Source organism: Collinsella sp. TM09-10AT (assembly GCF_003436275.1).
Taxonomy (GTDB): Bacteria; Actinomycetota; Coriobacteriia; order Coriobacteriales; family Coriobacteriaceae; genus Collinsella.
In genome coordinates this window covers 106,638-128,564 of sequence record NZ_QSOP01000005.1, presented here as the reverse complement: position 1 = coordinate 128,564, position 21,927 = coordinate 106,638, and the positions used below count along the sequence as shown (strand labels likewise).

Genomic DNA, 21,927 nt, shown 5'->3' with positions numbered 1-21,927 from the left:
TCATTGGTGGTCTGGGCTTTTTTCATCTTGTGTGCTGCTGGAGCCGAGTGCGAGCAAGCCGCTGCTGTTTGTTGGGGTTGGCATTTTACTTTTCGATACGCTCCCTCAGCAGCTCCAGTGCGTGAGCGTAGCCCTGCAGGCCTTCGCCGGTGATGGTGGCGAAGCAGGCTAGGCGTGCATAGCTTACCTGGCGGAAGTCCTCGCGTGTCTCTACGGCGCTGATGTGTACCTCGACGGCAGGGATGGCGACGGCCTTGAGGGCGTCGAGGATCGCCACGCTCGTATGCGTGTATGCCGCCGGGTTGATGACGATGCCGTCGACCTTGCCGTAGGCCTCCTGGATCTTGTCGACGATGCTGCCCTCGTGGTTGGACTGGAAGACCTCGACCTCGTCAAAGCCCTGCGCGGCGCCCGCCTCCTGGCAGATCTGGACCAGGCGGTCGTAGTTGTCGCTGCCGTAGATACCCGGCTCGCGAATGCCGAGCATGTTGAGGTTGGGGCCGTTGATGACGAGTGCTTTCATGTTTGCTTCCTTTGCAGTCGAGAAACCGCCACATAGGTGCCTGTCCCCTTTGTGGTGGTTTTGGTTAGAGAGCGGGTGGGAGGGTGTCGAGGAGGGCTTGGGCGGTGTTGGCGGCGCAATCGCGCGAGTCGATGAGGTAGTCGGCCCAGGCGCGGTAGCGCGGCATGCGCTGCTCGGCCAGCTTGTCGATGCCATCGCGGGCGGTGATGGGGCGACCCTTGTGGGCGAGTTCGTCGAGCTTACGGTTGAGCATCACGATCTGGCTGTTCTGGTGCAGTAGCGGGTAGTTCTCGTCGCGCGTGACCACGCCGCCGCCCGTGGAAAGCACCAGGCCGCTGCGCTTGGAGATGCCGGTCAGCGCCGCCGTCTCCTGCTCGCGGAAGGCCGCCTCGCCGCGCTCGACGATAAAGTCGGCGCAGGGCATGCCCAGGCGCTCCTCGAGGGCGCGGTCCAGGTCGATGTGCTCTCGCCCCGTGAGCAGGGCAATCTGCTCGCCCACGCGGGTCTTGCCCGAGCCCGGCATACCGATCAGCGCGATGTTCTGTTCGCGGCGTGACAGGCGCTCCGTTACGTCCAGAATGCGCTCACGCGGAGTGACCTGGCCGGTGTAGCGCTCAACGGCTTGCGCCGCCTGGGCCACGAGCATGAGCAGGCCGCCGATGCAGGGGATGCCGCGGCGCTCGGCCTCGAGCATCAGGCCCGTGCGTGCAGGGTTGTAGACAATGTCGATGACGCCCTCGAGCGCATCGAGCCCCTCGAGCGTGCAGGGGGCATCGGGACAGTGGGGGAACATGCCGGCGGGCGTGCAGTTGACGAGCAGTGCGGCGTCGGACTGCTGCGCGATGTTGTCGTAGTTGACTTCGCTCGTGCGGCCGACCGGCACGACGATGGCGCCCAGGTCGCCGAGCACCATGCTGGCAGTGGTGCCGGCGCCACCGGTGGCACCGAGCACGAGGGCCTTCTTGCCGGCAACCTCGACGCCCAGCTCCTCGACCAGGCATTGGAAGCCAAAGTAGTCGGTGTTGTCGCCGCGCAGGCGGCCGTCGGGCAGGCGCGTGATGGTGTTGACGTTTCCCATACGCTCGGCGAGTGGACTCAGCTCGTCCAGGTATTCCATGACGGCGCGCTTGTAGGGGATGGTCACGTTGGTGCCCTCCCATTCGTCACCCGTCATAAAAGCCTGGAGGTCCTCGGGCTCGCGCTCAAATCGTACGTACTCGAGCCCCGCGAGCTCCTTGTAGATGGTCGGGGTGTAGCTGTGGCCCAGCACGCGGCCCAGCACTCCGTAGGGGCGGGTTGCGGCGACATCGGTCATCTAGAGCACCTCCGTGTAACTGCCAAAGTAGGTGAAGCTCTCGCACACGTCGTCGATGGAATCGAGCAGGTCATCGAGGGCCTTGCTGCCAAAGGGGCAGTCCAGGTCAAAGTAGAACATAAACTCAAAGTCGTGCCCGGGGATGGGGCGGCTCTCGAGCTTGATGAGGTTGATATTGAGCGCGTAGAAGCGCTCGAGTACGCGATAGAGCGCGCCCGGCTCGTTGGCCGTGGTAATCATGAGCGAGGTGCGGTTGGCGCCGGGGTAGACGCGTGGCTCGCGGCTGATGACGACAAAGCGCGTGTAGTTGTTGTCCGAGTCCTGGATGTTGGATTCCAGTATCTCCAGGCCATACAGTGCGGCACAGCTGCGCGAGGCGATGGCGGCAACGTCGGTGCGGTCGGAGTTAGCGACCATCTCGGCCGACATGGCCGTGTTGGGGTACTTGGTGGCGTGCAGGTCGTGGGCTTCGATAAAGCCGGCGCACTGGGCAATGGCTTGGCCGTGGCTGTAGACCTCACGCACGTCTGCGAGCTTGGTGCCGGGTTTGACGAGCAGGTTATGGTCGATCTTGAGGCGCAGCGAGCGCACGATATGGAAATCGAACTGTGCGAGCAGGTCGTAGACGGCGTTGACGGAACCCGCGGTGGAGTTTTCGATGGGCAGCACGCCAAACTCGCAGAAGCCGTCACGTACGGCGCGCATGACGCCCTCGAAGGTCTCGAAAAACGCGATGTCGGGCACGTCGAAGAGCTTGCACGCGGCGATTTGGCTGTAAGCGCCCTCGACGCCCTGGCAGGCGACGGTGGCCGTTTGAGGGAAGGGCGTGTCGGAGGCTGTAGCCGTGGCGTGGGCCTTTTGCGAGACGGTGATGCCCTTGAGCTCGTTGATGTAGCGCTGCTGCTCGGCCTTGCTCATGCTCATGAGCAAGCGGAACAGGGTGATGGTCTGTGCCTCATAGCGCTCGGGCGCGCGGCTGGCGAGGTTGTTGAGCTTGGAGCGCTCACGGGCGGGGTCGAAGACGGCTTTGCCCATCTCGATTTTTGACTTGGCGACCTCGGTGGCAATGTCCATGCGCTCGACAAAGCTGTTGAGGAGCGTGGCGTCGATGCCATCGATGGCCTGACGAATATCGGCAAGGTCCATGGAGACCCCTTTCACGAGTCGGTGATTTTTCTGGGACGGGGATTAAAAAATCATTAGGTACACAATGATTTTTTAATCCCCGTCCCAGAAAAATCACTGGGTGGGCGTGGGGGCCGGAGTTGGCCCCCGGAGATTTTTAGAGCTGGTCTGCGTCCTCGAGGAGAGCGTCCCAAATCGCGAGGGCGGCGGCTGCTTCGGCTACGGGGACGGCTCGGGGGACGATGCAGGGATCGTGGCGGCCGTGGACCGAGAGCTCGGCATTTTCCATAGCGTCCATGTCCACCGTCTGCTGCTCACGACCAATGGAGGGCGTCGGCTTTACGGCCATGCGCCACATGACGGGCGCGCCGGTCGAAATACCGCCCAGGATGCCGCCGGCGTTGTTGGACTCGACCTCGATCTCGCCGGTCTCGGCATCGATGCGATACGGATCATTGTTCTCGCTGCCGCGCATGGCGGCCACGGCAAAGCCCATGCCAAACTCCACGCCCTTTACGGCGGGAATGCCAAACGCGATCTGCGCGATGCGGTTCTCGATGCCGTCGAACATGGGGTCGCCGATGCCCGCGGGAAGCCCGTAAATGCCGCACTCCACGATGCCGCCGATGCTGTCGAGTTCGTCGCGCGCGGCTAGGATTTCCTCGCGCATGCGGCCGGCTGCGGCGGCGTCAATGCAAGGAAGATCGTTCGTCAGGATCGCCTTGCGGTCGGCCTCGCGATAGACCATATCGTCCATCGGCAGGTCGGAGATGCCGCCGATCTGCGCCACATGCGCCATCACGTTAATGCCGCGGGCCTCGAGTGCCTGCAGCGCAATGCCGCCGGCGATACACAGGGGTGCCGTCAGGCGGCCGGAGAAATGCCCGCCACCAGCGACATCGTGCATGTTGTGATACTTCACGCGCGCCGGAAAATCCGCGTGTCCGGGGCGGGGCTTGCGGCGCAGCTCGGAATAGTCCTTTGAGCGCGTGTTGGTGTTCTCGATAATCGCGGCGATGGGTGCTCCCGTGGTATGTCCATCGACCACACCGGCGATGATGTGGGCGGCGTCGGCCTCGCGGCGTTTGGTCGCGGTCTCGTCGCGACCGGGGGCGCGACGGTTCAAAAAGGCCTGCAGCGCTTCTTGGTCAACGGCGATGCCGGCGGGGACGCCATCGAGCGAGCAGCCGATGGCGGGGGAGTGCGACTGGCCGAAGATGCTTACGTGCAAGACGTTGCCAAAGGTCGAGGACATGCTATTCCTCCTCGAGTGTGACCTTGCCGCCCAGCAGGCGGTAGTGGTCGAAGAAATCGGGATAGGACTTGTTGACGGCCTCGGCGCCGTGGATCACGACCTCGCCGGCGGCGCGGCTCGCGGCGATAGCGGCCATCATGGCGATGCGGTGGTCGTTGTGCGAATCGACCTCGCCGCCGGTGAAGGCATCGACACCCTTGATGATGAGGTCATCGCCGGCAATGCGCACCTGCGCGCCCAGCGCGGTGAGCTCGCGGGTGGTGGTGACCAGGCGGTCGGATTCCTTGATGCGCAGACGGGCGCAATCGCGGATAAAGGTGCGGCCCTGTGCCAGTGAGGCCACGGCCGAGATGACGGGCACCAGGTCCGGAATGTCGTGGGCACTCATCTCAAAGCCGGCGAGCTTGTCGGACTGCACGGTGGCGGCGTTGGTGGAGCGCACGATGCGGGCGCCAAAGCGCGAAAGCGCGGCAAGCACGTTACGGTCGCCCTGTGCGGAGCTCAGCGACACGCCCTCGACGGTGATGGGGTCGTTGCCGATGGCACCGGCGCACAGCCAAAAGGCGGCGTTGGACCAGTCGCCCTCGACGGCTACGCTGCCGGGCGTGCGGTACGAGCCGCTGCTCACGCGGAAGTTCGTGACCTCGGGCTGGCCGTCCTTGGCCGGAATACGCTCGACGTTGACCTCGACGCCAAAGGCCTTCATGGCCTGGATCGTCAGGTTGATGTAGGGACGGCTCTCAATGAGGCCGGTTACCTGCACGCAGGAGGGCTGGGCCAGCAGCGGGGCTGCCAGCAGAAGGCCGGAGATATACTGCGAGCTCACGTTGCCCGGAAGCACAAAGGTGCCCGGGCGCATGCGGCCGCTCGTCTTGAGCGGAAAACCGCCCAGACCCTGTAGGTCGCAGCCGGCGGCGATGATCTCGTCCGAGAGCGGGGAGAGCGGGCGGGCGCCCAAGCGCCCCTGACCCACAAAAGTTGCTTCTGCACCCAGCGCGCAGGCGACAGGCAGCATAAAGCGGAGCGTGGAGCCGCTTTCACCGCAGTCAAGCGTGCCGCCGGCAAGGGCCTTGAGCAGGCCAAACTCAACACTCTTCATGGTGGGGTGGACCTGGAAGCCGTCCTCGACGGTCTCGATGCGAGCACCCAGTGCCGTAAGGCAGCGCACCGTGGCCTCGATGTCGGCGCAGGTGGTGTTGCAGGTGACGTGCGTCTCGCCGTTGGCAAGCGCAGCGCAGATGATCAGGCGATGCGCCATCGACTTGGACGCGATGGCGGGAACGGTGCCCTTGAGCGGGGACGGGGTGATGCGGGCTAGCATGCGGATGCGTCTCCCTTCTGGCCGAGGCCCTCGGCAATGAGTTCGTGGAAAGTGGAAAGCGGTGTGCGGTCGATGCTGCAGCGGCCAATGCCGTGCGGAATCACCAGGTCGATGGTGTCGCCCGCGCGCTTCTTGTCGTGGAGCGCCTCGGCAAAGACGGTATCGGCATCTAGGTCACAGCGGGTCGTGAGGCCATGACGGGCGCAGAGTTCCTCAATACGACCGGGCAGTGCGGCATCGCAGACGCCGTGCAGGGCCGCGGCGCGCGTGATGATGCCCATGCCGATCGACACGCAGTTGCCGTGTCCCAGCTCAAAGTGCTCGCAGGCCTCGACGGCGTGTCCGGCGCTGTGTCCAAAGTTGAGGAGCTTGCGCTGGTTGGTTTCGCGCTCGTCGGCGACGACCACGGCGCGCTTGATGTCGATATTGCGGGCGATGATGAGTGCTACGCGGGCCACATCGCGGTTGAGCAGCTCCAGCGTGAGCGGGGTCTTCTCCAGCTCGGCGAAAAGCTCCGGGTCGGCGATCACGGCGTGCTTGACGACCTCGCCGCAGCCGTCGGCGAACTGCTCGGGCGTGAGTGTGGCCAGACACCCCACGTCGGCGATAACCACGCTCGGCTGCCAAAAGGCGCCGGCCAAGTTCTTGCCGGCTGCCAGGTCGATGGCCGTCTTGCCTCCCACCGACGAATCCACCATGGCGAGCAGGCTCGTTGGGATCTGCACAAACTTGCAGCCGCGCATGTAGGTGGCGGCCACAAAGCCCGCCACGTCGCCCACGACGCCGCCGCCGAGTGCCACGATCACGTCGGAGCGCGAAAGCTCGTGCTCGGCCACAAACTCCAAAATGGCAACGTAGGTCTCAGCGCGCTTATGGGCCTCGCCGGCCTCGAAGGTGCAGATGCTCACCTCGTAGCCTGACGCCTCCAGGCTCTGCTTAACGGGCATCTGGTAGAGCGGGCCCACGTTGGTGTCCGTCACGATGACGGCCTTGGTGCCGCCGGCAGTGGCACGCACGAGCGGTCCCGCCTGCTCCAGCAAAAACGTGCCAACATGCACCTGGTAGGGGCGTGCAGTGTCGATATCGATGGTAATCGCCATAAGCTTCGGTCCTTTCGACCTGGCGTGATGGGTTGTCTAGTGGGAGGCCTCGTCGTCGAGTGCGCGCTTAATGCGGTCGCCCTCGGCAAGGAGATTCTCCAGATAGCGCTGGTCGCGGTCCTTGAGCGCACGGCTGTAGGCGCCAAGCGATTCGATCAGATGGTCGATCTCGAAGGCGAGCGCGTCGGCGTCGTCGATCATGAGCTCGGACCACATTTGCGGGTTGAGGTGCGCCACGCGGGTGAGATCGCGGTAGCTGCCGGCCGAAAAGCCGTGGTGGACCTGAGCGGTCGGGCTCTTAACATAGGCGTTGGAGACGACGTGCGCGAGCTGGCTCGTAAAGGCGATGACGCGGTCGTGCTCGGCGGCGCTGGTCACGCTGAACTTGCCAAAGCCCAAGGGGCGTACCATCTCGCGCACCTGGCCCAAAAGCTCCAGTTTGAGCGCATCGTCCACCGCGGGCGGTACGAGCACGAGCGGGGCGCCCTGGAACAGGTCGGCGCGGGAGTGCGCATAGCCCGAGTACTGCGTGCCCGCCATGGGGTGCGCGCCCACAAAGTAAAAGCCGTGCTCGCGGGCTAGCTCAAAGGCGCGCTCGCACACGATGCCCTTGACGCCCACCGTGTCGATCACCACGGGGCCCATGATGGCCTCGGTGTCGGTGGCGTCGGCGAGCGCCTGGGCGTGCGCCTCGAGCCACTCGATGCATGCCTCGGGATAGCAGGCAAGGACGATGATGTCGCATTCGCCGAGCGTCTTGTCGTTAAGCTCTCCGGCGACAGTGCCCATGCTGGCGGCCGTCATGACATCGTCATCGGGGTCCCAGGCTAGCACGCGGACGCCCGCCTGCGCATAGCCGCGGGCAAAGCTGCCGCCGATGAGGCCCAGGCCGACGATGCCGGCGCACTTGGGGCCGCCCTGGTTAACGCGCGCGTTTCTCACTGTACCCATGGGCTACTCCATGGTCTCATGGCAGACAACCTCGCGAATGGCTCGGATGCGGCGCATGGTGTCGTCGAACTGATCGGGGGTGAGGGCCTGAGCGCCGTCGGACCATGCGCGGCTGGGCTCGTCGTGGACCTCGATCTCTAGGCCGTTGGCACCGCAGGCGGTCGCGGCGAGCGCCATGGGCTCAACGTAGCGGGTGTAGCCGGTGGCGTGGCTGGGGTCGGCGACGACGGGCAGGTGCGACAGGTGGTGCAGCACCGGCACGGCATTGAGGTCGAAGGTGTTGCGGCTGCGGGTCTCGAAGGTGCGGATGCCGCGCTCGCACAGGATGACGTTGTCGTTGCCCTCGCTCATGATGTACTCGGCGGCCATGAGCAGCTCATCGATCGTGCCGGACATGCCGCGCTTAAGCAAGATCGGAGTCTTGGTCTTGCCGACCTCTTTGAGCAGAGGGAAGTTCTGGGCGTTGCGGGCGCCGATCTGCATGACGTCGATCTTCTTGTCCAGGAAGACCTGCACGTCGCGCGGGTCCATGATCTCGGTGACGATCGCCATGTCGAGATCGGCAGACGCCTCGCACAGCAGGTCCAGACCGGCGGGGCCCATGCCCTGGTAGGCGTACGGGGAAGTGCGGGGCTTGTAGGCACCGCCGCGCAGCATCGTGGCACCGGCGGCCTTCACGCGGCGGGCGATGCGGATGAGGTTCTCGCCCTCGACGGAGCACGGGCCGGCGATGACCTGGAACTGATCGCCGCCGATCTTGACGCCGTGGCCGCAGTCGATGACGGAGTCCTCGGGGTGGAACTTGCGATTGGCGCGCTTGAACGGCTCGGAGACGCGCTGCACGCGCTCGACGACGTCCATGGACTCGAGCAGGAACGGGTCGATCTTGGTCGTATCGCCCACCAGGCCGATGATCGTCTCGTTCTCGCCGCGCGAGACGTCGGTCTTCAGGCCCTTTTTCTCAATCCAGCTGACGATATGGCTGACGGCCTCGTCGCTGGCGCTCTGCTTTAAAATTGCAATCATGGTGTGCCTCTCACATCGATGGATAACCCTTGCAAAAACGGCCCGCATCGCGAGCCGTGTATATATGGTGCATGTGAGTTTATACTAATTGTTTCACTTTTGCGTTCTAAAGTGAGCCTCTGCGCCGCGTCTTCCTCGGAATTGCAAAGCTTTTTCTTTTATTTTGATAGCCCGTGGTGCACTTGGGTATAATGCCAAACGTTGGCCCTATTAGCTCAGGGGATTAGAGCGTCTGCCTCCGGAGCAGAAGGCCGTTGGTTCGAATCCAACATGGGGCACCATCGAACGTGAGACCGTCCGAACCTCGCATGGTCCGGGCGGTTTTTCTTATACCGACGCGACGTGATGGGACGTGGTATGGCAGCAACGGATATCGAGCGCGGACTCTCGACCGCCGAGGTCGAGGAGCGCATCGCCGCCGGTAAGATCAACCGCAACATGGAGCTCAAGACCAAGTCGGTCAAAGAGCTCATCATCGAGAACCTCTGCACGCTGTTCAATTTGATCAACGTGATCTTGGCGTTCCTGGTCATTTTGACCGGTTCGTTTAAGAATCTGACGTTCCTGTTCGTGGTGTTCCTCAATACCGCTATTGGCGTCATTCAGTCCATGCGTTCCAAGAAGATGGTCGATAAGCTCACGCTGCTGACCTCCAAGAAGGCCATCGCGGTGCGCGACGGCTCCGAGGTGGAGCTCGACCTGGACCAGATCGTGCTCGACGACATCATCCGCCTGGGGCGCGGCGACCAGATCCCCGCTGACGCCGTGGTGGTTTCGGGCGAGGCGCTCGTGAACGAGAGCTTGCTGACGGGCGAGAGCGATCTTATTAAGAAACAGCCCGGTTCCGAGCTCATGAGCGGCAGCTTTATCGACTCGGGTCTGCTGCGCGCCCGCGTGATCCATGTCGGCGCCGACAACTACGTGGCCAAAATTAATAACGAGGCCAAGTACGTCAAAAAGGTCAATTCCGAGATCATGAACGCGCTTAACGCCATCGTGCGCTTTGCGAGCATCATCATGATCCCGCTCGGTTTGGCGTTGTTTGCCTCGAGCGTGAGCGAGCTGTGGGATGCCGCGGGAACCCCAGGCAATAGCGCGCTTTCGTGGTGCTTCTCCGAGCTGTTGGCTGGTCATGTGCCTTCGTCGGCGCTGCTGTCCACGGTGGGCGCCCTGCTGGGCATGATCCCGCAAGGCCTGGTGCTGCTGACCTCGTCGGTGCTCGCCATCGCCACGGTGCGCCTGGCCCGCCGCAAGGTACTCGCGCAGCAGCTCTACTGCATTGAGACGCTCGCGCGCGTCGACGTGCTGTGCCTGGACAAGACGGGCACCATCACGTCGGGCCGCATGGAGGTCGAGGGTACCTATCCGCTGCCGGTCGAGGGTATGGGTGCGGGGGAGGGCGACGCCGCCGTTCCCGTCGATACCACGGTGCTCGATTTTGCGCTGGCTAACGTCGCACGTGCGACCTCGGCCGATGCCAACGAGACCTGTCAGGCGCTGCTCAACTATTACGCCGACCGTCCGGTCGAGGTGTCCGAGCCGCTGTCGGTCATTCCGTTCTCGTCTTCCAAAAAGTGGAGCGGCGCGTCGTTTGCACAGGGCTCATATGTGATGGGTGCGGCGCAGTTTGTGCTCTCTGATCGTGCGTTTGCCCAGGTCGAGAACCGTGTCGCCGAGCTTGCCGATACCTGCCGCGTGCTCGTGGTGGCGCTCGTGGACGGCTTTACGCCCGATGGCGATATGGTGGGCGAGGCCGAGCCCGTGGGCTTTGTGACCATCCGCGACGAGATTCGTACCTCGGCGGCCGAGACCATCGGCTACTTTAACGAGCAGGGCGTGACCCTCAACGTGATCAGTGGCGACGACCCGCGTACGGTGTCGTCGATCGCACGCGTGGTGGGCGTGCCGGGGGCGGACGCTTATGTGGACGCCACGACGCTCGATACGCCGGCCAAGCTCGATGCCGCAGTGGACCGCTACCATGTCTTTGGTCGTGTGACCCCGCAGCAGAAGCGCGAGCTCGTGCAGGCACTCAAGCGCCGCGAGCACACCGTGGCCATGACGGGCGACGGCGTCAACGACGTGCTGGCGCTCAAGGAGGCCGACTGCTCCGTCGCCATGGCGGCCGGCTCCGATGCCGCGCGTAACGTGGCCGAGATCGTACTTGTCGACAACGACTTTGCCTCGATGCCCGCCGTGGTGGCCGAGGGCCGTCGCTCCATCAACAACCTGCAGCGTTCGGCTTCGCTGTTCTTGACCAAGACGCTGTTCTCGATGGGCCTGGCGGCGCTGTGCATCGCGCTGCCGCCGTACCCTTTCGAGCCGATTCAGATGACGCTCATCAACTTCTTCTGCATTGGCGCGCCGGGCTTTGTCTTGGGCCTGGAGCCCAACAATGCTCGCGTGAAGGGGTCGTTCCTGACGAACGTGCTCAAGCGGGCACTGCCGGCGTCGATTGCGGTCATTTTGGCCGCGGCGCTCGATATCTTTGTGGCGCGCGTGTTTGGCTTTAACCAGCTCACGCTGTCTACGATGTGCCTGCTTACGTCGTGCGCGGCGAGCGTCAGCCTGATCTGGCGCATCTCGCAGCCTCTCACGCCCTTGCGCGTGGTGCTCTTTGTGTTTGTAGTCGCTGGCATCTTGGTGGGCGTTATCGGATTCCCGGAGCTGCTGTCTATTGCTAACCTGTCGATGGGCCAGATGGTTATCTTGGCTGTCATCGTGGTCTTTACCTGCTCGGTGTTTTTTAAGCTCGCCACGATGATGGATTCGCTCAAGCCGCGTCGTCGTCATGCCGCAACTGGTTTTGGCCGCGGTGTTCGCGTCCGCCTGGGTCGCGGTGGCGGCAAGGTGAGCTCGACGGGTTCGACGGCGGAGCGTTTTGCCAAGCGCGTCGCCGCCGACATGGCGCAGCGCCGCGAAGCTCGCACCGTTCGTGAGGCCGAGGCCCGCGCACTCGAGGGCGTGGCCCAGGCCCAGCCCAAGAAAAAGAAGCCCACGGGCGCCAAGCGCTTCCGCGTAACCAAGTCCGCCCAAGGCATCAAAGTTTCGATGCCAAGCAAAAAGAAGAAGTAGCTACGCGCCCTGGCGATGTTGAATTGGTGCCTTGCTCCTGTGGGGCCGTGGCGATGTTATGCTCTAACCTCGATTGTTTGAATTGCTTCGAAAAGAGGATGCCGTGATCTGCCCGCATTGCCTTAAGACTATCGAGGACGGCGCCTCGTTCTGCCCCTACTGCAACGCCTATGTGGGTCCGGGCGATGGTCCCGAGCACACCGAGTTTGTGTTCTGTGAGGGCTGCGGTGCCCGTCTTTCTCCGCATGATCGTACGTGCCCCAAATGCGGACGCCCCGCTCCGGGTATCCTCTCCGAGGACACGGCCGCATCCGACCTGGCAGCGGGCCGCACGGCGGGCTTTCCGCGCCTAACGCAAGAGCAGATCGATACCGAGGTGCCGCATGCGCCAGCCTCTGCCGCCGCGGTGCTTTCAGACGCCGCCGACCCCAATGAGACCTGCGTGCTGCCGGCTTTCGATAAGGATTTCGGTATCCCCAAGGTCGTTATTCCCACGCCGGTTTCACTGCACGACGATCCTCAAAAACCCAAGCGTAAGGTGCATCCCGACGAGGACGCCTATCACAAGCACAAGCGTCATATTCCCAAGCCGCTCATTATCATCGCGGTCCTTGCCGTCGTGTGCGGTGGTGCCTATTGGTTCGTGACGACCGATCCCATGGGTGTTATGCCTGACTTCTACGACCAGTTTGGCCAAGCTGCACAAACCACCTTCCCCACGCGTCAAAAGGGCGAGGCGATTGAGGACGATACCAAGCAGGACGATTCTGCCGAGGTGGTCCAGGAAGAAACCGTGCTCACCGATGATCAGCTCTATACCAGGCTCGACGGTCTGTATCAGACCATCGTGTCCTACGATGACGAGGACCAGATTGGCGAGGTCATCGATTCCTTTAACAATGGTTATCTCCGAACGCCGCTGTCCACCCGTCAGGAGCTGTCGCAGAGTGCCTACGCCCTGCGCGACCAGATCAAAAAGACGCAAGATGAGCTCAACAATCTTAAGTATCAGGACGATACGGTCTATGCGGACGACATCGCCCACTTAAAGCAGCTTGCCGAGTGGATGTATGAGCGCGTTGACGTGATCTGCCAGAGCTGGGATATCTCGCTGGCCATTCCCGATGGCGAGTCGATGAGTTCCCACCAAAGCGAGATCCTGGCGCCCATCGCGCAGGGTGGCAACAGCGCGCTGAACCAGTACGACGCCAATGTGGGTTCCTGGAAGCCGCAGCAGCGTTCCTAAAATTAGTTCGCCATAGTCGGCATAACCTACGTGCGCAATTGATGTAAGCCCGTGCTTATTGCTACAATTCGTACAAATATGCTTTAAACGCACGAGGAGGGAACCACATGTTTGGTTTTAAGAAAGAGCTCTACACGCCCGAGTATCAGCTTATCGGCGACGAGTGCGCCGTAATCGAGACGTCGAAGGGTACCATCAAGGTCAAGTTTGACGGCGAGGGCGCTCCCATTCATGTCGCGAACTTCTGCGAGCTTTCCACGATGGGCTTCTATGATGGCCTTAAGTTCCATCGCTATGTGCCCGGTTTTGTTATCCAGGGCGGCGACCCCAATACCCGCGACATGTCCGGCGCCGACGTCGCTGCCGGTCTTGAGGGCCCCGACGGCATGCCCGGCACCGGTGGTCCCGGCTACTGCATCAAGGGCGAGTTTGCCACCAATCCGCGCAACAGCCATGTCGATGGCGCCCTTGCCATGGCACGCTCCATGGATCCCGATTCCGCGGGTTCGCAGTTCTACTTCTGCCTGGGTGCCCAGCATAACCTCGATTCTGGTTACACCGTCTTTGGTACCACGGTCGAGGGTCTCGATGTGATTTCGCAGCTGCGTGCCGGCGACGAGATCGTCCATGTCGAGATCGTTCACGAGTAAAGGGGACTTCCTTGAATAGCCAGCTGATCCAACAGGGCCGCGCCGCTTACCGCGCGGGTGATTTTTCTGCTGCAGCCCAGATGCTTGGGGCGGCAAAGACTCCCGATGAGATTATGGGCGAGGCCGATCACCTTCGTGGCAACGCCTTGATGCACCTGGGCATGTATGCCGAGGCCGCCGAGGCCTATGCCGCCGCCCTCAACGACGGTACCTACGGCAAGCGCGGCGCGCTGCTCACCAACCGCGGCAAGGCGCTCGCCGCCGTGGGCGACTACACGACGGCCGCCCAGGCGTTCTCTGCCGCTACGCAGGATGCTTCCTATGCCACGCCGTTCAAGGCCTATCTGGGCCTGGGCAATGCGCTGTTCCAGTCGGGCGACTATGCCAACGCGGGAACCGCCTTCCGTCAGGCTGCCATCGACGGCGCCAATCCGGCTCCTGCCGCCGCACTCGGCGAGCTCGGTCGTTGCTTCATTAAGCTCGGCCGTCCGGCGGATGCCGTGGAGACTTACCGCACGGCTATCGACTTTGCCGGCCCCCGCGACGACACGCGTGCGCTCAACGCCGGCATGGGTCAGGCGCTTTCTGCCGCCGGCCGTCCCTCCGACGCACTCGACGCCTTTAATGCCGCTACTGCCGATGGCATCTACCAGCTCACCTCCGAGCAGGCCGATGAGCTTGCCCGCGTGCAGGATTCGCTTGCCGCGCTGTCTGCCCAGACGGCTATGGCCACGGCTCCGGCGCCCGCGATGGACGCTCCTGCCGTCGATCCGCTCGATCCTACGGGCGCGACCGGTCAGTTTATGCCTGATCCCTCGGACACCGGCTTCTTTACGCTGTCCGAGTCCGAGATGGTCCAGCAGGACCGTCAGGATCGTAAGCAGGCCAAGGTCCGTCGTCGCCATCGCCATACGGGTCTCAAAGTCTTCATCGTGCTGCTTCTGCTCATTTTGATCGCCGCGGGCGGTCTGGGCTTTGCCTACACGCGCGGCTTTGGCTTCCCGTCTCAGGAGTCTGTCGTTACCGATCTGTTCCAGGCTGCCGGCGACGGTGACGCCGCAAAGGCCGAGTCTTGCCTGGCCTCGAGCCTGTCCGAGGACGCTAAGTCGATGATCATCTCCTCGATTCCGCAGGGTGCCACCGTGTCCGTCGAGGGCATGGATCAGTCCATGACCGAGACGACCGCCAAGGTGAAGGCATCGATGTCCAAGGGCGGCGAGCAGGAGTACACCGTCAAATTCGTGCGCTCCGACAACCATATCGGCTGGGCCGTTTCTTCGCTCGATATGGATTTCTCGGCTGCTGACAACCAGTAGTGACCTTATGGGATTTAGCTTTGCCCGGCGCTTCACCGCAAGTGAGGTGCCGGGCTTGCGCTAGTATGATGGGCTAGTAGTTTTCCAGCAATCATCCAACACATCAGGAGTTGCGTTGTTTTCTTTGATGGATATGTTCTTCGGTAGCTATGCGGGCGATCTTGCCATCGACCTCGGCACCGCCAATACGCTTGTCTCCGTGCGCGGCAAGGGCATCGTCATTCGCGAGCCCTCTGTTGTCGCCATCGACAAGAACGACGAGCGCATCTTGGCGGTCGGTATCGAGGCAAAGCGCATGCTCGGCCGTACGCCCGGCAACATCGTGGCCGTTCGTCCCTTGAAGGACGGCGTCATCGCCGACTTCGATGTTACCGAGGCCATGCTTCGCTACTTTATCGACAAGGCGTCCGAGAAGCGCTATCCGTGGACTCCGCGTCCGCGTGTTGTCGTCTGCGTTCCCTCCGGTGTCACGTCGGTCGAGAAGCGCGCTGTTTTTGAGGCCACGATCCAGGCCGGTGCCCGCCAGGCCTATCTGATCGAAGAGCCCATGGCGGCTGCCATCGGCGCCGACCTGCCCGTCGAGGAACCCACCGGCTCCATGGTCATCGACATCGGTGGCGGTACCACCGAGGTTGCCGTTATCGCTATGGGCGGCATCGTCGTCTCGCAGTCCATCCGTATTGCCGGCGACGAGTTCGATCAGGCCATTCTCACGCACGTTCGCGATGCCTACAACCTGGCCATCGGCGAGCGTACGGCAGAGGACATCAAGATCAAGGTCGGCTCCGCCGTGCCGCTCAAGGATGAGCTCGACGTCGAGGTCAACGGCCGCGACGTGATCACCGGTCTGCCCAAGACCGTGCGCATCGAGAGCGAGGAGATTCGTCGCGCGCTCAACAAGCCGCTCGACGAGATGGCCAAGGCCGTCAAGGACGCACTCGACGCTACGCCTCCCGATCTTGCCTCGGACCTTATGTACTACGGCATTTTGCTGACCGGTGGCGGCGCGCTGCTGCGCGGTCTCGACGTGCGCCTGCGCGATGAGACCGGCGTTTCGGTCAACGTCAGCCCCACGGCGCTCGATAACGTCGTTAACGGCTGTGCCCGCGTGCTCGAGGCCAATGCGTTTGATGGCGGCTTCGTCCAGACCAATGCTTAATTTCCAAAAGGTGGATTCCATTTGGCACGATCTTCGGGTTTCTCCACAAATCTGAATACCAAGCGACAATCAACGGGTATGCGCCCGTTGATTGTTTTCAGCCTGATTTCGGTGTTGCTGCTCACGTTTTACATCCGCGAGGGCGAGGCAGGACCGATTCAAGCCGTGCGCTCGGGCGTGACGACGATTACCTCGCCGGTGCGCTTTGTGGGCTCGGCTGTGGCGGCTCCCTTCAATGCGATCGGTAACGTGTTCTCTAACCTTACGGCGTCGCAGGACACGCTTGACGAGCTTAAGAAGCAAAACGAGGAACTGACCTCTAAGGTTGCCGAGCTCTCCGAGGCTCAAAAGACCGCCGAGCGACTGGAGGGGCTGGTCGGCCTGCAGTCGACCTACAACCTCAAATCAACCGCAGCTCGTATCGTCGGCGCTTCGGGCGATGCCTGGACCTCGACCGTCACCATCGATAAGGGTTCTGCCGACGGTCTTACCATCAACATGCCTGTGACGAGTTCTGCCGGTGTCATAGGCCAGATTATCGAGGTCTCGGCCAAGACGTCCACCGTGCGCCTGATTGGCGACGAGAACTCGGGCGTGTCCGCTATGGTGCAGGACACGCGCGCCCAGGGCATGCTGCAGGGTCAGGCTGACGGCACGCTGCGTCTTGAGTACGTGAGCGTCGACTCCGACGTTAAGGTTGGCGACATCATCGTGACCTCGGGCATTGGCGGTGTGTTCCCCAAGGGTCTACCGCTCGGCACCGTCTCGTCGGTTGAGAAATCGGCAAACGACGTGTACTACACCATTGTGGTGCGCGCCCAGACGACGGCCGAGAACAACGAGGAAGTGCTGGTCATTACCTCGCTGACCGACGAACAGTCGGCCTCGGATGAGGACGTGAACACGGCCAACAGCACGCCGCAGGGAACGTCGCGCGATGCTGCGACCAAGACGAAGGACGAGAGCCCGGATGACAGTTCCGACACGTCCGAGACGACCGATTCCGGCTCGAGCGAATAGGGGGCATGTCCATGGATCTACATGAGCAGGGGATGAGCTCCCGCACGTTTGTAATCGCCGCCATCGTGTGCGTGCTGTTGCAGGCAGGCCTGGCACCGCAGATCTCCATTGCGGGCGGTCGCGTCAACTTTATGATTATCCTGGTGTGCCTAAGCGTGTTCTCGGGCGACCCGACCCGTGCCGTCGTGTGCGGTTTTTGCAGCGGCTTGTTCTATGACCTTTCCGCTGCCGTGCCGGTGGGCGTTATGTCGCTCCTGCTGACCGTGGGTTCTTTTGCCCTGGTGCATAGCGCTGCCGGTCAGACGGGCGGTACCCCGAGTGCGCGCGGCATCACTGTGGGCGCCTTCGCGTTCGTCATTAATGTGATCTACAGCATCATCTTGCTGTTTATGGGTTTGGAGACGAGCTTTGTCGTGGCGATCTTCGGCCATGCGCTGCCGTCTTCGATCCTGACGGGTCTGGTTGCCATTCCGTTTTTGATGTCCGGCGTCGTGCCGCAGTCCGGTTATGGATTCTCCGCACGTGGCGGACGCCAGACGGGCATGCGCTTTAAGCCCAAGACCCGTAAGCTCAAATAGGGGAGGCCTGTAGATGTCTTCCCAGATGACGGTTATTATCGCCGGTATCGTGCTGGTAGTGGCCATCGTGGTCGCGCTGGTCATCATGCGTCGCGGCGATTCTCGTTTTACCTACGATACGCAGCATGGAACGGCCCCGCGCGCCACCGAGGGCGAGGGCAATACCGCGGCGACCGCCTTTAAGGGCCGCTTCTCCATCCTCACCACGGGTGTGGGCGCGATGTTCGCGGCGCTTGCCGTCAAGCTGTGGGGCATGCAGATGGTCTCGTCGGACTATTACGAAAAGCAGGCTAATAGCAATCAGACGCGCACCGTTACCACACCCGCTGTGCGCGGCCGCATCCTCGACCGCAATGGCGTGGCGCTTGTCCAGAACCGTCCCTCACTTGCTGTCGTGGCCTACCGCGACCTTGCCGAGGATGAGGTTCTGGTTCGCCATCTTGCCAACGTGCTCGGTATGCCCTACGTGGCGGTGCTGCGCAATATTCAGGACAATTCCGAGGGCGCTCAGAGCCTGCATACCATCGCGACGGACGTCCGTCGCTCCACGGTTGCCTATATTCAGGAGCACGCCGGCGAGTTCCCGGGCGTCAAGATTGCCGAGCGTACCGAGCGCCAGTATCCATATGGCGAGACGGCCTGTCACATTTTGGGCTATACCGGCACCATTACCTCCGAGCAGCTTGAGGCCCAGAATAAGAAAACCTCTGGCGACGATGATGCTTCTGCTGGCCGGATTACGTACCAGTCGGGCGATATCGTGGGCCAGGCGGGTGTTGAGAGCTACTACGAAAACCTGCTGCAGGGTATTCGTGGCGAGCAGACCGTCAAGGTCGATGCCTCGGGCAATGTGACCGGTCAGGCCGGCGCCGTGCCCGCCAAGGCCGGCTCCGACATTAAGCTCACGCTCGACCTTAAGATCCAACAGGCCTGTGAGACGGCGCTGGCGAGCGCCATCGAGCTTGCCAAGACCACTGGCTACAGCAATGCCGGCAACGGCGCTGTGGTGTGTCTCGATCCCAACAATGGCGAGATCCTGGGCATGGCGAGCGAGCCCAAGTTCGATCCTTCCGTCTTTATCGGCGGCGTCTCAAATGACGTGTGGACCGAGCTCAATGATGACAAGGGTTCGCACCCGCTGCTCAACCGCGCCATTAGCGGACAGTACATGTCGGCCTCGACCATCAAGCCGCTTTCGGCACTGGCCGGTCTTGAGTTTGGAACCTACACTTCAACACAGACAACCAACTGCACGGGCTATTGGACGGGCTTGGGCAAGGCTTGGGGCAAGCGCTGCTGGTTGACGTCTGGCCACGGCACCATGACGCTGCAGTCGGGTATCGCCAACTCGTGCGACCCCGTCTTCTACGACATGGGCAAGGCGTTCTTTTATGACGAGCAACATTCCGAGGGCCTGCAGGAGGTCTTTCGTCGCTGGGGCCTAGGCAAGACCTGCGGTATCGATCTGCCGAGTGAGGGCGCGGGCCGTATTCCCGATGCCGAGTGGAAAGAGTCGTACTTTACCGACGCCTCTGCCGAGGACCGCAAGTGGAATGCCGGCGATATGACCAACATTGCCATCGGCCAAGGCGACATCCTGGTGACGCCCCTGCAGATGGCGTGCGCCTATATGGGTCTTGCCAACGGCGGCAAACAGTACGTGCCTCACGTGTTTTTGTCTGCCGTGTCGCGCGATGGCGACGGCGATGCCTATAAGTACAACGGCAAGGGCAAGAAGAAGCGCCTGGAGGCCAAGATCAACAGCGATTCGGATTTGACTCTTGTTCGCAACGGCATGCACGACGTGATTTACACGGCATCGACGTCCCTGGCGGCTCACTTTGGCACCCTGACGCCGCAGGTGTACGGCAAGTCGGGCACGGGCGAGAAAAGCGGCGAGGACGAATACGCGTGGTTCTGCGCCTATGCACCGGCCGATGATCCCAAGTATGTCATCGCTACTGTCCTGGAGCAGGGCGGCGGTGGTTCGGATACCGCGATGCATGTCGTGCGCGACGTGCTCGGCGTGATTTATGACGAGCCCGATACCTCTTCGGCCTCGGGCGATTCTTCGGTTCGATAGGAGGTTGCGATGGATTTTTCTCCGGCGGATCTGTTCCGTTCAACCAAGACCGGCTCTCGCAGCAGCCTGGACCGCGTCAACAAGCAACTTTCGGCCTCGCGCGGTACGTTTCGCCAAAAGGTGCATATCGGTGTGCTGCTGGCTACCGTCGCGCTCGTTGCCTATGGCGCCATCATTATTTGGTCGGCGTCACAGTTTAAGGCCGACGCCTCATTCTCGCGCCACCTGCTGGGCATTGGCATTGGCGCGGTGCTTGCGGTGCTCGTCTGGCGTACCGATCTGCGCGGTATTTCCAATTTTTCGACGGCGTTGCTCGTCATCGACCTGATCGTGATCTTCTCGCCCAAGATTCCGGGTCTGTCCTATACGGGCGGTCTGGGCATGACAGGCTGGATCAAGATTCCCGGTATCGGCTTGACATTCCAGCCGGTCGAGCTTGCCAAGCTCATCACCATCTTCTTTATCGCCACGCTTGGCTCGCAGTATAACGGCCGCATCGATACCGTTCGCGACTACGTCAAGCTCTGCGGCATGCTGTCCATCCCGTTTTTGGCCGTCGTTGCCATGGGCGACCTGGGCTCGGGCCTGGTCGTGCTGGTCTCGGGCGCCATCGTCATCTGCATGAGCGGTGCGCGCCGCGAATGGGTGCTGTCGACCCTGGCCCTGCTTGTGGGCCTGGTGGCCCTCGTCCTGGCGCTCGATTCGGTCTTTGATTCGTTGCTCGGCCACGATGTGCTCATCAAGCAGTATCAGATGAACCGCCTGACGGTCTTTATCGACCCCGATAATGCCGATTCGGACGATGCCTACAACCTGCAGCAGTCGCTTATCGCCGTTGGCTCGGGCGGCTTCTTTGGTAAGGGTTTGGGCCATGCGACGCAGTCGGCCGGCGGCTTTCTTCCTGAGTTCCACACCGACTTTGTCTTCGCCTTCCTATCCGAGACCTTTGGCTTTTGCGGTTCCTTTTTGCTCCTGTGCCTCTACGTGCTGCTGATCTTTTCGACGATTCGCGTCGCCTTTAAGTGTGAGTCGCTGTTCTTGCGCCTATCGTGTGTGGGCATCGTTGGCATGTGGGCGTTCCAGACCTTCGAAAACATCGGCATGTGCATTGGCATGATGCCGATTACCGGTATTCCGCTACCGTTTATTAGCTTCGGTTCGTCTTCGATGATGATTCAGCTGCTGACGGTGGGTATCGTACAATCCATATGGCGGCATCGTTCGGGCGCCGCGTAACCGCTGGAGGGGTTTGCTATGAAAATTCCCGTAGATAAGCTGACCCGCGCTTTTAAGATGGGCGCGTCCGTTAAGAAGGATTCCGATACGCCGGTGCGCGTCTCGGTCTATTTGGATTCGTCCGCCTCGCGCTTTCTGGCCGAGACGGTGCGTGACGCCTTTGTGCCGCAGACGACCTCGGGCATTGTGCGCGTCGAGCGTCTGGGGGAGGAGCGAATTGCTCCAAAGACCGATACCGATGTGGTGCTGGTGCTCTCGTGCGGCTCCGACCGCTTGGAGAGTGCCGTGCAGGAGCTCGTGATCGCCGGCGCCCCCGTGTGCGTGCTTGCCGAGTCTGCTGTGGAGGTGCCGTTTATCGAGGAATCCACGCCCATGCTCGGCGTGGTGGCGGCAACCGATAAGACGTATCTGCTCGAGACGCTTGCCCGCTGGATTCTCGATCGCACCGACAAGGAAACGGCTTTTGCGGCGAATTTTGCCTTTATGCGCATCGCGGCAGCTAATCGTATCATCACCTCGTGCGCGCTCACCAATATGGCGACCGGTGCACTGGTGTTTTTGCCGGGCGCCGATTATCCTGTTATGGCGCTGGCGCAGGTGGGCATGCTCTTTGAGCTCGCTGCCGTCTTTGGACGCGGCATTAAGCCTGAGCGCGGCTACGAGGTCGCGGGCGTGCTTGCCGGCGGTCTTGTGATCCGCGCGGTCACCCGCGCGCTCGTCAAGCAGACGCCGCATATTGGGTTTGCCGTCAAGGCGCTCACTGCTGCCGCGGGCACCTATGGCATGGGCCGTGCGCTCGTTTCGCTCTACGAACGCGATGTCGACTACAGCCGTGCCAACGAGGTGGTCACTGCCACGTTCTCCCGCGTTCGCGATCTGGTGACCACGGTCGCGGGCACTACCCGTCCTATGGCGTCCTATCAGGACGCATCAGATCTCGCTGCTTAG

Annotated in this window: 18 protein-coding genes and 1 tRNA gene; 11 read left to right on the top strand and 8 right to left on the bottom strand. The window is 62.1% G+C overall.

Annotated features, from left to right (window positions below; all coding sequences use genetic code 11):
* Positions 1 to 85: 85 nt before the first annotated feature.
* The 8 genes from aroQ to aroF all read right to left on the bottom strand — a co-directional run bounded on the left by aroQ (position 86) and on the right by aroF (position 8,616).
* Positions 86 to 523 carry a type II 3-dehydroquinate dehydratase gene (gene aroQ, locus DXD77_RS03735; RefSeq protein ID WP_117564232.1) on the bottom strand — a complete coding sequence of 146 codons (438 nt, stop codon included), beginning with the start codon at positions 521 to 523 and terminating at the stop codon, positions 86 to 88.
* A gap of 64 nt (positions 524 to 587) precedes the next feature.
* On the bottom strand, positions 588 to 1,838 hold the full coding sequence (locus DXD77_RS03730) for a shikimate kinase (RefSeq protein WP_117564233.1): 1,251 nt from the start codon (positions 1,836 to 1,838) through the stop codon (positions 588 to 590).
* The gene (pheA, locus tag DXD77_RS03725; protein ID WP_117564234.1) at positions 1,839 to 2,984 is read right to left on the bottom strand and encodes a prephenate dehydratase; all 1,146 of its coding nucleotides are present in this window, start codon (positions 2,982 to 2,984) and stop codon (positions 1,839 to 1,841) included.
* A gap of 136 nt (positions 2,985 to 3,120) precedes the next feature.
* Entirely contained in the window at positions 3,121 to 4,218 is a 1,098-nt protein-coding gene (gene aroC / locus DXD77_RS03720) for a chorismate synthase (RefSeq protein WP_117564235.1), read from the bottom strand.
* 1 nt (position 4,219) lies between these two features.
* On the bottom strand, positions 4,220 to 5,539 hold the full coding sequence (gene aroA / locus DXD77_RS03715) for a 3-phosphoshikimate 1-carboxyvinyltransferase (RefSeq protein WP_089573431.1): 1,320 nt from the start codon (positions 5,537 to 5,539) through the stop codon (positions 4,220 to 4,222).
* Complete coding sequence (aroB, locus tag DXD77_RS03710) at positions 5,533 to 6,639, bottom strand: 3-dehydroquinate synthase (RefSeq protein ID WP_117564236.1); 1,107 nt, start codon at positions 6,637 to 6,639, stop codon at positions 5,533 to 5,535. The genes aroA and aroB overlap by 7 nt, the downstream gene beginning before the upstream one ends.
* Before the next feature lie 36 nt (positions 6,640 to 6,675).
* Positions 6,676 to 7,590, bottom strand: a complete 915-nt coding sequence (locus DXD77_RS03705; protein WP_117564237.1) for a prephenate dehydrogenase/arogenate dehydrogenase family protein — start codon at positions 7,588 to 7,590, stop codon at positions 6,676 to 6,678.
* Between the two features lie 3 nt (positions 7,591 to 7,593).
* A complete protein-coding gene (aroF, locus tag DXD77_RS03700) occupies positions 7,594 to 8,616 on the bottom strand; it encodes a 3-deoxy-7-phosphoheptulonate synthase (protein WP_117647768.1) in 1,023 nt (340 codons plus the stop codon).
* Positions 8,617 to 8,820: 204 nt separating this feature from the next.
* On the opposite strand from aroF, the gene DXD77_RS03695 reads away from it, so the two are divergent.
* The 11 genes from DXD77_RS03695 (at position 8,821) to DXD77_RS03645 (ending at position 21,927) form a co-directional block, all read left to right on the top strand.
* Positions 8,821 to 8,897: transfer RNA gene (locus DXD77_RS03695), tRNA-Arg, on the top strand.
* 76 nt (positions 8,898 to 8,973) lie between these two features.
* The gene (locus DXD77_RS03690) at positions 8,974 to 11,691 is read left to right on the top strand and encodes an HAD-IC family P-type ATPase (RefSeq protein ID WP_117564239.1); all 2,718 of its coding nucleotides are present in this window, start codon (positions 8,974 to 8,976) and stop codon (positions 11,689 to 11,691) included.
* 103 nt (positions 11,692 to 11,794) lie between these two features.
* Positions 11,795 to 12,937: a zinc ribbon domain-containing protein gene (locus tag DXD77_RS03685; protein ID WP_158548932.1), complete on the top strand. Its 1,143-nt coding sequence runs from the start codon at positions 11,795 to 11,797 to the stop codon at positions 12,935 to 12,937.
* Between the two features lie 107 nt (positions 12,938 to 13,044).
* Positions 13,045 to 13,587, top strand: a complete 543-nt coding sequence (locus DXD77_RS03680; RefSeq protein ID WP_117564241.1) for a peptidylprolyl isomerase — start codon at positions 13,045 to 13,047, stop codon at positions 13,585 to 13,587.
* A gap of 11 nt (positions 13,588 to 13,598) precedes the next feature.
* Positions 13,599 to 14,903, top strand: a complete 1,305-nt coding sequence (locus tag DXD77_RS03675; protein WP_233502343.1) for a tetratricopeptide repeat protein — start codon at positions 13,599 to 13,601, stop codon at positions 14,901 to 14,903.
* Between the two features lie 127 nt (positions 14,904 to 15,030).
* Positions 15,031 to 16,062, top strand: coding sequence for a rod shape-determining protein (locus tag DXD77_RS03670; protein WP_006236061.1), 1,032 nt, complete (start codon positions 15,031 to 15,033; stop codon positions 16,060 to 16,062).
* Between the two features lie 78 nt (positions 16,063 to 16,140).
* On the top strand, positions 16,141 to 17,082 hold the full coding sequence (mreC, locus tag DXD77_RS03665; protein WP_117647766.1) for a rod shape-determining protein MreC: 942 nt from the start codon (positions 16,141 to 16,143) through the stop codon (positions 17,080 to 17,082).
* 11 nt (positions 17,083 to 17,093) lie between these two features.
* A complete protein-coding gene (locus tag DXD77_RS03660) occupies positions 17,094 to 17,660 on the top strand; it encodes a hypothetical protein (RefSeq protein WP_117646379.1) in 567 nt (188 codons plus the stop codon).
* Between the two features lie 13 nt (positions 17,661 to 17,673).
* Positions 17,674 to 19,743 carry a penicillin-binding protein 2 gene (gene mrdA, locus DXD77_RS03655; protein ID WP_055249986.1) on the top strand — a complete coding sequence of 690 codons (2,070 nt, stop codon included), beginning with the start codon at positions 17,674 to 17,676 and terminating at the stop codon, positions 19,741 to 19,743.
* 9 nt (positions 19,744 to 19,752) lie between these two features.
* Positions 19,753 to 20,979 (top strand): FtsW/RodA/SpoVE family cell cycle protein, encoded by a 1,227-nt coding sequence (locus DXD77_RS03650; protein ID WP_055249988.1) that lies wholly within the window; start codon positions 19,753 to 19,755, stop codon positions 20,977 to 20,979.
* An 18-nt stretch (positions 20,980 to 20,997) separates the two neighbouring features.
* Entirely contained in the window at positions 20,998 to 21,927 is a 930-nt protein-coding gene (locus tag DXD77_RS03645) for a YcjF family protein (RefSeq protein ID WP_117564245.1), read from the top strand.

What these genes read in the sequence shown, in the direction of transcription:
- aroQ (WP_117564232.1), bottom strand. Translation starts at nt 523, where the DNA reads ATGAAAGCACTCGTCATCAACGGCCCCAACCTCAACATGCTCGGCATT.
- DXD77_RS03730 (WP_117564233.1), bottom strand. Translation starts at nt 1,838, where the DNA reads ATGACCGATGTCGCCGCAACCCGCCCCTACGGAGTGCTGGGCCGCGTG.
- pheA (WP_117564234.1), bottom strand. Translation starts at nt 2,984, where the DNA reads ATGGACCTTGCCGATATTCGTCAGGCCATCGATGGCATCGACGCCACG.
- aroC (WP_117564235.1), bottom strand. Translation starts at nt 4,218, where the DNA reads ATGTCCTCGACCTTTGGCAACGTCTTGCACGTAAGCATCTTCGGCCAG.
- aroA (WP_089573431.1), bottom strand. Translation starts at nt 5,539, where the DNA reads ATGCTAGCCCGCATCACCCCGTCCCCGCTCAAGGGCACCGTTCCCGCC.
- aroB (WP_117564236.1), bottom strand. Translation starts at nt 6,639, where the DNA reads ATGGCGATTACCATCGATATCGACACTGCACGCCCCTACCAGGTGCAT.
- DXD77_RS03705 (WP_117564237.1), bottom strand. Translation starts at nt 7,590, where the DNA reads ATGGGTACAGTGAGAAACGCGCGCGTTAACCAGGGCGGCCCCAAGTGC.
- aroF (WP_117647768.1), bottom strand. Translation starts at nt 8,616, where the DNA reads ATGATTGCAATTTTAAAGCAGAGCGCCAGCGACGAGGCCGTCAGCCAT.
- DXD77_RS03690 (WP_117564239.1), top strand. Translation starts at nt 8,974, where the DNA reads ATGGCAGCAACGGATATCGAGCGCGGACTCTCGACCGCCGAGGTCGAG.
- DXD77_RS03680 (WP_117564241.1), top strand. Translation starts at nt 13,045, where the DNA reads ATGTTTGGTTTTAAGAAAGAGCTCTACACGCCCGAGTATCAGCTTATC.
- DXD77_RS03670 (WP_006236061.1), top strand. Translation starts at nt 15,031, where the DNA reads ATGGATATGTTCTTCGGTAGCTATGCGGGCGATCTTGCCATCGACCTC.
- mreC (WP_117647766.1), top strand. Translation starts at nt 16,141, where the DNA reads ATGCGCCCGTTGATTGTTTTCAGCCTGATTTCGGTGTTGCTGCTCACG.
- DXD77_RS03660 (WP_117646379.1), top strand. Translation starts at nt 17,094, where the DNA reads ATGGATCTACATGAGCAGGGGATGAGCTCCCGCACGTTTGTAATCGCC.
- mrdA (WP_055249986.1), top strand. Translation starts at nt 17,674, where the DNA reads ATGTCTTCCCAGATGACGGTTATTATCGCCGGTATCGTGCTGGTAGTG.
- DXD77_RS03650 (WP_055249988.1), top strand. Translation starts at nt 19,753, where the DNA reads ATGGATTTTTCTCCGGCGGATCTGTTCCGTTCAACCAAGACCGGCTCT.
- DXD77_RS03645 (WP_117564245.1), top strand. Translation starts at nt 20,998, where the DNA reads ATGAAAATTCCCGTAGATAAGCTGACCCGCGCTTTTAAGATGGGCGCG.